Origin of the sequence: Hallella mizrahii (assembly GCF_009695775.1) — a bacterium.
Classification (GTDB): domain Bacteria; phylum Bacteroidota; class Bacteroidia; order Bacteroidales; family Bacteroidaceae; genus Prevotella; species Prevotella mizrahii.
This window is the reverse complement of the sequence record NZ_VUNG01000068.1, coordinates 1-10,183: the sequence shown is the minus strand read 5'-3', so window position 1 is coordinate 10,183 and position 10,183 is coordinate 1. Positions and strand designations below refer to the sequence as shown.

The window sequence follows — 10,183 nt, the reverse complement described above, 5'->3', positions numbered from 1 at the left end:
AGGGAAACCTTGGTACTGCGCCATCTTAATTGCCAAAACGCATCAATAATGCTACATCTTAATTGCCGAAGAATGCTATATGTTATTTTTCTTAAAAATGTTGCATGAAAATTTGCTGATTACACCAGGAATGCTTGGTTGTCCAAAGTACGCTTTCGCAACAGATCAAACAATTGGAAGATGACCTCGGGGTGCAACTCTTCGAGCGCATCGGAAAGAAGGTGTCGCTGACCGAGGCAGGTAGGCAGTTCCTGCCCTTTGCCCGTCAGACACTGGAGTATGCCGAGCAAGGCAGACAGCAACTTCAAGATATGGAAGGACTGAAAACGGGAAAACTCCGCATAGGTGCCACCTACGGACTCTCCGTGTTGCTCACCAGGACGATGCAGCGTTTCTGTCCGCAATACCCAGACATCCAGTTTGTCGTCCGTTTCGAGCGTGCCGATGAACTCATTACGTTGCTTCATAATCGCGAGATAGACTTTGCGCTGACCTATAATCTTCTGGAAAACGAGCCGTTGCTGGAGGAGATACCACTCTTCGAGTCACGCTTATGTGCCGTTGTAGCAGAAGAGCACCCATTGGCAAAGTATGAGGAAGTGAAGCTCAGTCAGCTGAAGGCTTTTCTTACAGCAGTTCCTGCAAAGGGCATGAATGCCCGCACGATGATTGACGGTCTGCTTCGTGAACACAGTGTTGACCTGAGGCCTCTCATGGAAATCAACGAGATTTACACGATGATTCACATGGTGAAGTCATGTCACCTTGTAGCCATTCTCTCCGAATCAGTCATCTATGAGGAAGAAGGCTACAAGGCTATTCCAATTAAGGAAGCCAAGGAAACCATGCATACCTCGCTGGTCTATGTCAAGGGGATGTATCAGCGCAATGCCGTAAAAGAGTTCTTCAAGCGTATGCAGATAGGGAAAATCTGAATCAGCTAAAAACAGTACATAAAGGATGGACAGTATGTTAATGTGACAGCTGCATATAATAGTCGTATAAGTTCGGCAATAAATTTAGTTTGTTGCCGAACTTATATTTGCTAAAGTAATCCACAATCTAAAACGATAGGATTTATGATTGTTTTCTGTCAAAAGAAAGAGAGCCCAAATTCCAGAAGCGGAAAATAGCCATTTGGGAAGACTTCAAACGCTTGTTAACTGATAATCAACCGATTACTTGCGACCGTTTGCAGCCGTTTGCCAACATTAATGTTACATGAAAAAACGAAGGAAACAAGAAAGGAATCAGTATATATGAAAAAGACACTTATTGTTTACGGATCCACCACCGGCAACATGGAGAGCAGCGTGCCACACTTGTCACCTACCACGCTGTTCGTGACTCACAAGGTCAATATGTAAGAACCATGAAGACCGTACAGAATATGAAAGAAGCAAGGTAACACTTTTCTCAATGATAGGCGAAAAGCCGACGGAGCCAGAACATAGTATTCATATATAAAAAGATCTTTTGCCACGTGGCGAATAAAGAATCGCAACGTAGCAAAAGATCATTTCTTTGCTTTCCCTCCCAAATAACTTTAAAGTTCTTCGGTAATTGCAGGATTACTTCCCCCTGCTTCTGACAGAGAAACGGCTCGCGATGGTCTGTGTACACCTTAGCTGCAGCAGTGCGGTCGCAATCTTGATTTTCATCGTAAATTAGTTGTTATCCTCCGGCATACAAATCCAAAGGATAATATAGATGATGATGCCGCTGAAGGCAGTGCACAGCGTCAGCAACAAATAGACCAAACGCAGGATGGCCACATCCCAACCAAAGTAGTTGGCGATGCCGCTGCACACTCCTGCTAACCAGCGGTCCGACATGGATCGCATCAATCGTTTACCTGTATTCATCGTTAAATCTCCTCTATGATTTCGTTCAACGCTCTACGCCGCTTCTCAGCATGAGGACAGTCAGCGGCAATATGTCCAAGTGGAATGATGGCTACAGCCTCGAATCCCTCCACGGGAAAGAGACGCTGGAGAGTCTCAACATGATAGTTGCACACCCAACATGTGCCCAACCCACGCTCCGCTGCTGCCAAGCAGAGATGCTCCACGGCAATGCCGAGATCGATGTCGCCATGCGGTTTGCCATCGTCGGGGCGCACCCAACAGATGTTCACATCCTTTAAGCACAGCACATACATCGGTGCAGTCTTAAACCAGTCGCGGTCGTAGCACTGATGAATCTTTTCTTTTGCCTCGGGAGAGGTGATCATGAGAAACTTCCATGGCTGTCGGTTGCAGGCCGACGGAGCCAACCTCACACAGTCCATGATATAGTCTATGTCAGCTTTGCTGACCGCTTCGTCCGTAAACTTTCGCACAGAGAAGCGCTTTATTGCCAATTCCTTCAATGTCATAAATTAATAAACTTTTAAAGTACAGAACTCGTCTCTGCTATTCGTAGACCTCTTCAATGCCAAGCCCGCCGTCGTCGTCTTTGGCGCAAGGATTGAAGCCCTCAGGGATCCCGAAGGTCGCGTTAGGCTTATAGGGCAAAGACTGATCGCGATAGACCTTCTTCATGAAGTAAGCCCAAATGGGGAGTGCCATCGTAGCACCCTGCCCCATGCGCATGGAGTCGAAGTGGATGTCGCGGTCCTCACCTCCAACCCATACGCCGCTGACGAGCTGCGGCGTGAAGCCCATGAACCAGGCATCGGAGTTGCGGTTGGTGGTACCCGTCTTGCCGCCAATCTCACCGGGGATATTGTATTTATACCGCAGTCTCCCTGCCGTACCCTCGTCAACAACCGCCATCAGTTCCACGAGCATCTTGTTGGCACTTTCCGAACTGATCACTTCACTCATCCGGGGATGGAATTCAGCCACCACATTCCCCTCGTTGTCCTCGATGCGGGTGACAAAGAGCGGTGCCACTCTGATGCCGTTATTGGCAAAGGTAGTGTAGGCGCTCACCATCTCACCCACCGACACCTCACAGGGTCCGAGACAAAGCGACATGGAGGGGTAGATATCGGGATTGTTGATACCAAACTTATGGAGAATGGTGACAAACTGGTTGGGGTTGAGTTTACTCATCAGATAAGCCGAGATCCAGTTGTTGGACTGAGCGAGTCCCCACTTGAGCGTCACCATCTGTCCATAGCGGCTGCGGTTAGCGTTGCGTGGTGTCCACGGCTGGCCGGCCACCATATACGTACGCTGCACGTTGGGTGCGAGGTCGCAGGGCGAGAATCCGTTTTCCATAGCCAGGGAATAGAGGAAAGGCTTGATGGTGGATCCCACCTGACGCCGTCCTCCCATGACCATATCATATTGGAAATGCTCAAAGTCTATGCCGCCGACATAAGCCTTGACCTGCCCCGTATGCGGGTCCATGCTCATGAATCCGGCTCGTAGAAACGACTTGTAATATCGGATGGAGTCCAAAGGCGTCATCACCGTATCGATGTCGCCATGATAGGTAAACACCGTCATGTCGGTAGGCGTATGGAAAGCCTTGTCGATCTCCTCGGGCGAGGCTCCCGCTTCCCTCATATTGCGGTAGCGCTCACTCTGCCGGATCGACCGTCCGATGATTTGCCGCACTTGCTCCGGGGTCAGTTCACTGGTGAAGGGCGCATTGGGTTTCTTGCGGTTCTCAGCGTTGAAGGCCGGCTGCAGGAACTGCGCCACATGGCCATAGACGCTCTCCTCGGCATAGCGCTGCATCCGCGAGTCGATGGTGGTGAAGATCTTCAAGCCATCGGTATATACATTGTAGAAAGAACCGTCCTTCTTGGTGTGTTTCTTGCACCATCCACAGAGTGGGTCCGTGGCGAAAGCGATGGAGTCGATGACATACTGCCGCTTATTCCATGAGGGATAGTCGGCTTTCTTCGGTGCGTCCATCATCATGTATTGTCTGAGGAATTCACGGAAATAGACAGCTGTGCCATCCTTATGGTCAGCACGATGAAAACGGAGCACGATGGGCTGAGCCGCATTCTCCTCATACTCAGCTCTTGACAGATATCCCGCCTTGAGCATCTGACCCAACACCACATTGCGGCGTTGCTTGGCGCGCTCGGGATAGCGTACAGGATTGAACAGCGAGGGATTCTTGCACAAACCGATGAGCAGTGCCGCCTCGTTGAGGGTAAGATCCTTTGGCTCCTTATTGAAATAGGTGTTGGAAGCTGTCTTGATGCCCACAGCACCGTGGAGGAAGTCGAAATAGTTAAGATAGAGAGAGATGATCTCTTCCTTGGTGAAGTTGCGCTCGAGCTTGATGGCCGTGACCCACTCGATGGGTTTTTGCAACAGTCGCTGCGTAGTTGACTGCGCAGGGTCGGAATAGAGCTGTTTGGCAAGCTGCTGCGTGATCGTACTGCCGCCACCGGCACTTGTCTGCCCCATCAGTCCGCGCTTGACGATGGCTCGCCCCAAGGCGATGAAGTCGATGCCGGAATGCTCATAGAACCGCTCATCCTCCGTAGCCACCAGCGCCTTGACCAAATAGGGCGAGAGCTTGGAATAAGGCACAGGTATGCGGTAGGCCTTGTCGGCATTGTAAGTGCCGATGATCTTGCCGTCGGCCGAATAGATCTGCGACGCCGTCTTGTTGATCGGGTTCTGCAGGTTTTCTATATCAGGCGAATAGCCAATCACCCCAAACCAAATGAGGAAAAAGAGGAGAAAACCAATGCCAATCAATGACATGAGACATACCCACAGTGTTTTTATAAAAGTCCTTCGCATCAGAATATTTATTATTTCTTTTGCAAAAATACAATTTTTCTTTCAAACAGCACCACTATATGGAAAATTATCAGTAACTTAGCAGTCGAAAATAACCCATCAATCAAAATAATATGGACAAACATAATTTTGTGACGATTGCAGACCTCTCCAAAGAGAAGATTATGTATCTGCTCGCCATGGCCAAGGAATTCGAGAAACATCCCAACCGTGAGCTGTTGAAAGGCAAGGTCGTCGCAACATTGTTTTTTGAGCCATCCACGCGCACGCAACTCAGTTTCCAGACGGCAGCCAACCGATTAGGCGCACGTGTCATTGGCTTCTCCGATGCCAAGACTTCCAGTACCACAAAAGGTGAAACCCTCAAAGACACCATCCTGATGGTGAGCAACTATGCCGACATCATCGCCATGCGCCACTATATCGAAGGCGCCGCACAGTATGCCAGCGAGGTGGCTCCCATCCCTATCGTCAACGCCGGCGACGGCGCACACATGCACCCCTCACAGTGCCTGCTCGACCTCTACTCTATCTACAAGACACAGGGCACGCTGGAGAACCTCAACATCTATCTCGTGGGCGATCTGAAATACGGCCGCACCGTCCACTCCCTCATCACCGCCATGCGTCATTTCCACCCCGTGTTTCACTTCATCGCGCCCAAGGAGCTCGCCATGCCGCAGGAATATAAGCTCTATTGCAAGGCACACGACATCGAGTTTCATGAGCACACCGCCTTCAACGAGGAAGAGATTGCCGACGCCGACATCCTCTATATGACCCGCGTGCAGAAAGAGCGCTTCTCCGACCTGATGGAGTATGAGCGCGTGAAAAACGTCTATATCCTCCGCAACAGCATGCTCGCCAAAGCAAAGCCCAACATGAAGATCATGCACCCGCTGCCACGCGTCAACGAGATCGCCTACGACGTCGACAGCAACCCGCACGCTTACTACATCCAGCAGGCCCAAAACGGACTCTACGCCCGCGAAGCCATCTTCTGCTATTGTCTGGGGATCACCCTCGATGATGTGAAAAACGACAAGACCATCATTGAATCGCAGTTTTAACCCGAAACAGCATCACATTCATTATCAGAGTATTATCAGATCATCATAGTTTTTATCATGGGAAAGAAAGAATTGCAAGTCGCCGCCATCGAAAACGGCACTGTCATCGACCATATACCTTCAGAGAAAACCTATGAGGTGGCGCGTCTGCTACATCTGACCGATATCGACGTGCCCACACTCATCGGCTACAACCTGCCATCGAAACGGCTCGGAAAAAAAGGCATCATCAAGATCACCAATAAATATTTTACCGACGAGGAAATCAGCCGACTGTCGGTCATCGCGCCCAACGTGGTGCTGAACATCATCAAGGACTACGAGGTGGTGGAAAAGAAAATGGTGGTCACACCCAATGAGCTCCATGGAATCATCAAATGCAACAATCCCAAGTGCATCACCAACAACGAGCCCATGGACACTTTCTTCACTGTCATCGACAAGGAGAAGGGTATTGTGAAATGCCACTATTGCGATAAAGAGCAAGACATCAACAACGTAGAACTTGTATAAGTAGAACTTGTATAAATCATATTATTAACATTCACACTATGGAAAGAGATCAAGAGATTTTCGACCTCATCGAGCAGGAGCACCAGCGTCAGCTCAGAGGCATGGAGCTGATCGCATCAGAGAACTTCGTCAGCGACGAGGTGATGCAGGCTATGGGCAGTTATCTGACCAACAAATATGCTGAGGGTCTGCCCGGCAAACGTTACTATGGCGGATGCCAAGTGGTGGACCAGGTAGAAACCCTCGCCATCGAGCGCGTCAAGAAACTCTTCGGCGCTGAGTTTGCCAATGTACAGCCTCACTCCGGTGCACAGGCCAACCAAGCCGTGCTGCTCGCTGTGTTGAAGCCCGGCGACACCTTCATGGGTCTTGACCTCGACCAGGGTGGTCACCTCTCTCATGGCAGCAGTGTCAACACCTCCGGTATCCTCTATAACCACATCGGCTATACGCTCAACCGCGAGACCGGGCGCGTGGACTACGACAATATGGAGAAACTCGCACTGGAATACAAGCCGAAGCTAATCATCGGTGGTGGCTCGGCCTATAGCCGTGAGTGGGACTATGAACGTATGCGCAAGATCGCCGACGAGGTGGGTGCACTGCTGATGATCGACATGGCTCATCCGGCCGGACTCATCGCGGCCGGACTGCTCAACAACCCGGTGAAATACGCCCATATCGTCACCACGACGACGCATAAGACGCTGCGTGGTCCCCGTGGTGGCGTGATTCTCATGGGCAAAGACTTCGACAATCCCTTTGGCAAACATAATAAGAAGGGCGAGTTGAAGAAGATGAGCCAGCTGCTCAACTCGGCTGTTTTCCCAGGCAACCAGGGTGGTCCGCTGGAGCACGTCATCGCTGCCAAGGCTGTCGGCTTCGGTGAGAACCTGCGTCCGTCATGGAAAGAGTATGCTACTCAGGTGAAGAAAAACGCTGCCGTGCTGGCGCAGGACCTCATCGACCATGGCTTCAGCATCGTCAGCGGCGGCACTGACAACCACTCGATGCTCCTCGACCTGCGTCAGAAATATCCCGATCTCACGGGTAAAGTCGCAGAGAACGCACTCGTAGCTGCTGACATCACCGTCAACAAAAACGAGGTGCCCTACGATGAGCGCAGTGCCTTCCAGACATCAGGCATCCGCTTGGGTACCGCTGCCATGACCACACGTGGCGCCAAGGAAGATATGATGCACCTCATCGCCGACCTCATCGACGAAGTGCTCAAAGACCCCGAGAACGAACAGGTCATCAAGCGCGTGCGTGAGAAAGTTAATGACACGATGAAGCAGTATCCGCTCTTCGCTTACTAATTTCTGTTTTAGATCCTTACTATCCGTCCAGGGGCGATCCGTCGCCTCTGGATCTTTTTCTTATGACATTTAACCGTCACCGAGTACTATCTTTCGCCGGCAGCCTGATAAAGGGCTTCACGATGCCTCAACCCCAACGCGACGCCCAAACACCAGCAATGGATGGCACAAGACCACTACTACGATCTCTACGGCAACATCATTTGGGCAAAAGACAAATACAAATAAACATGAAATAACACGACAAAGCCTTACAGCCTAAACCTTATCGACCACACTGCAAAAGAAAAAGCCTATGGAAGTCAGAGACATTTTTGAACTCAGAAAAGAGGGGCGCACCGAAGAGGCTTACCGCGCCATCCTGCAAATCTATGCCATCCACCAAGGCCCACACACCAACCTCTGCATGTTTTGGTGCACCAACGACTTGTTTAAGATGCGCGTCCGGGAGAAGCGGATCGACGAGGCCCGCAAGCTGCTTTACCAGCTCACACAGCTCTATCCCCACATCCAAGACCGACTGCTCATGGGCAACCGAGCCATTGTCAACGCGGCACTGACACTCGACAAGAATATCGACAACTTCAACCTCGTCTACTTCATGCCCTTCTTCAACCGGATGACCGAAGCAGACTGGCAGCCTTATATTGCCCAAGGCCATTCCGTGCCCTCACTCGGCCAGCAGGTTGTGAACCATCTGCTGAAAAACCTGCCTCAGCGCGACACAAAGTATGTCGACACCATCGCCGACCTTTTCCGCACAGCACTGAAGAAATCTCCATATTACAAGGAAAACCTTCGCCATCTGGCACAAATGCACACGCTCTTTGGCAAGAAAAAAGAGGCTGTGGACACTTACAAGAAGCTACTCCGCCGCCATCACGACAGCTATCTCTATGCTGAGCTCGCAAAACTCATCTACAATCCGAGCGAGAAGATTGCCCTCTACAGCATGGCTGTCACGATGCAGCGGAAAGAGGAATACCGCGCCAAGTACCATCTCGAGCTCGCCGCGCTTATGCAGGACACGTTGCCCGCAAGAGCTGCCTACGAGCTGCAATGCTACTTCGGCATCCGCCAACGCCATCAGCAGCATATCACGGCATTTGCCAAACGACTGATGGATAAATTGAAAACTGCCAAGCCGGTCAAAGACGAGGACGAGCGACTGATGTATCTCCGCGCAAAGGCCGTCGTCAACAAACTCATAGACAACGAGTGACCCCCACACGGGACATCATACGGTAAGAGTGCTTGGTGACGCCCTTCCTCCCAATGTCGGTGCCGTGGCATAGGCTCCGTGGCGACGGATGGAGGGCAACACCTCAGCGGTGACCCAGCGCTTGAAGACCTTCGCCTGCGGGAGCTTCGAGGAGAGGACGAGGGAGTAAAGGCCCGACTCGTTGATGATGGTAAGCCCTCTGTTCGGAATGTCCAGACTTTCAAAGGTTCCATTTTGGAACGTTAGGATTTGCTTGTCTTCTTCGTCTACGTGGTCACGAATAGCTTTTCTTGCAACAGAATATCCCAGTGCCACAGCCACGTCTTTTCCCACGAACCACGGTTCCCCACTTTTTTCTTTTCCCTCCTCCCATCCGCTACACCGCTACACCGCTACACCGCTACATTTATAGCTATCGCATGTCGGAATAAGCGAATTTGTAAAATTAGAAGATAAGCAAACAAATAACATAAAATACTAATATTTAATATATTAATAATAATATATAATATATATAATATATTTTTACTCTATAGTCTCATTTTCTGTGTTTTCCTCGTCGCATGTCTGTATCGGCCTTATGTAGCGGTGTAGCGGTGTAGCGGTGTAGCGCTTTCCCCGACTTTGCTCGCATAATGCTTTCATCAGCATTCTTACTTTCGACTTGCAAATATACAACCTTTTCCGAACTCTCCAACTCCCCTACCCTTTTTCTTCCCTCCCCCCCCCAAAAACGCAACAACGCAACAACGCAACAACGCAACATTTATAGCTATCGCATGTCGGGCAAAATCAGAATTGTAAAATAAGAAGATAGAATAGATAGATTCTATAAAATACTAATTATTAATATATTAAATAATATTATAATATATAATAATATAATATGTTTTTACTATATAGTCTCATTTTCGGTCACATTTGCCGTTGATGGTCAGAAACGACCTTATGTTGCGTTGTTGCGTGTTGCGTTGTTGCGTATGTGGGAGTTAGGAGTTAGGAATTAGGAGTTGGGAATTAGGAGTTGGGAGTTTCGTCCTGCCCAACGATATATATACCGTGAACGAATAATAATCACGCCCCTGGCAAACCATAAATGCAGAAAAATGATGTTTACGCGCCGCTGTTAACAGATTTTAACTGCAATAGAAGCCCCGGATTTGGAAACGGGGCGATTGTGTAGTAACTTTGCATCAGAAACTTTTTAAATCTACTAAAGTTTCCCACTTGCAAATAGCTCGCCCTTAAAGTCTTAAAAATCAAGAGAAAAGAGAAGGAATGTCCAAAAGTTTTTGTATCTTTGTAGTGCAAATAAATCATTGATACATAAACGATTAA

The 10,183-nt window shown here is 49.5% G+C and carries 10 protein-coding genes and 1 pseudogene; 6 read left to right on the top strand and 5 right to left on the bottom strand.

The window, feature by feature from the left end:
- The first annotated feature begins 134 nt into the window (after positions 1-134).
- Together FYJ73_RS15120 and FYJ73_RS16190 are read left to right on the top strand one after the other, a co-directional pair.
- The gene (locus tag FYJ73_RS15120) at positions 135-935 is read left to right on the top strand and encodes a LysR family transcriptional regulator (RefSeq protein ID WP_154535573.1); all 801 of its coding nucleotides are present in this window, start codon (positions 135-137) and stop codon (positions 933-935) included.
- A 324-nt stretch (positions 936-1,259) separates the two neighbouring features.
- Positions 1,260-1,367 (top strand): flavodoxin family protein, encoded by a 108-nt coding sequence (locus FYJ73_RS16190; protein ID WP_206081807.1) that lies wholly within the window; start codon positions 1,260-1,262, stop codon positions 1,365-1,367.
- Positions 1,368-1,667: 300 nt separating this feature from the next.
- Here the strand turns inward: FYJ73_RS16190 and FYJ73_RS15115 are convergent, their stop codons facing one another.
- Genes FYJ73_RS15115 through FYJ73_RS15105 form a run of 3 tightly spaced genes read right to left on the bottom strand, consistent with a single transcriptional unit; the run spans position 1,668 to position 4,721 of the window.
- Positions 1,668-1,865, bottom strand: coding sequence for a PspC domain-containing protein (locus FYJ73_RS15115; RefSeq protein ID WP_154535572.1), 198 nt, complete (start codon positions 1,863-1,865; stop codon positions 1,668-1,670).
- A gap of 2 nt (positions 1,866-1,867) precedes the next feature.
- The gene (locus tag FYJ73_RS15110; RefSeq protein WP_154535571.1) at positions 1,868-2,377 is read right to left on the bottom strand and encodes a nitroreductase family protein; all 510 of its coding nucleotides are present in this window, start codon (positions 2,375-2,377) and stop codon (positions 1,868-1,870) included.
- Between the two features lie 37 nt (positions 2,378-2,414).
- On the bottom strand, positions 2,415-4,721 hold the full coding sequence (locus FYJ73_RS15105; protein ID WP_154535570.1) for a penicillin-binding protein 1A: 2,307 nt from the start codon (positions 4,719-4,721) through the stop codon (positions 2,415-2,417).
- A gap of 113 nt (positions 4,722-4,834) precedes the next feature.
- On the opposite strand from FYJ73_RS15105, the gene pyrB reads away from it, so the two are divergent.
- The 4 genes from pyrB to FYJ73_RS15085 all read left to right on the top strand — a co-directional run bounded on the left by pyrB (position 4,835) and on the right by FYJ73_RS15085 (position 8,845).
- The gene (gene pyrB, locus FYJ73_RS15100; protein WP_154535569.1) at positions 4,835-5,791 is read left to right on the top strand and encodes an aspartate carbamoyltransferase; all 957 of its coding nucleotides are present in this window, start codon (positions 4,835-4,837) and stop codon (positions 5,789-5,791) included.
- A gap of 57 nt (positions 5,792-5,848) precedes the next feature.
- Positions 5,849-6,304 carry an aspartate carbamoyltransferase regulatory subunit gene (gene pyrI / locus FYJ73_RS15095; RefSeq protein WP_154535568.1) on the top strand — a complete coding sequence of 152 codons (456 nt, stop codon included), beginning with the start codon at positions 5,849-5,851 and terminating at the stop codon, positions 6,302-6,304.
- Between the two features lie 38 nt (positions 6,305-6,342).
- Positions 6,343-7,623: a serine hydroxymethyltransferase gene (glyA, locus tag FYJ73_RS15090; RefSeq protein ID WP_154535567.1), complete on the top strand. Its 1,281-nt coding sequence runs from the start codon at positions 6,343-6,345 to the stop codon at positions 7,621-7,623.
- 295 nt (positions 7,624-7,918) lie between these two features.
- A complete protein-coding gene (locus FYJ73_RS15085; RefSeq protein ID WP_154535566.1) occupies positions 7,919-8,845 on the top strand; it encodes a DUF7017 domain-containing protein in 927 nt (308 codons plus the stop codon).
- 15 nt (positions 8,846-8,860) lie between these two features.
- Here FYJ73_RS15085 and FYJ73_RS15080 read toward each other — a convergent pair.
- A pseudogene (locus tag FYJ73_RS15080) lies at positions 8,861-9,187 on the bottom strand (BRO-N domain-containing protein); the annotation flags it as partial.
- A gap of 771 nt (positions 9,188-9,958) precedes the next feature.
- The coding region (locus FYJ73_RS15805) for a hypothetical protein (protein WP_206081806.1) at positions 9,959-10,183 on the bottom strand (225 nt) is incomplete at its 5' end.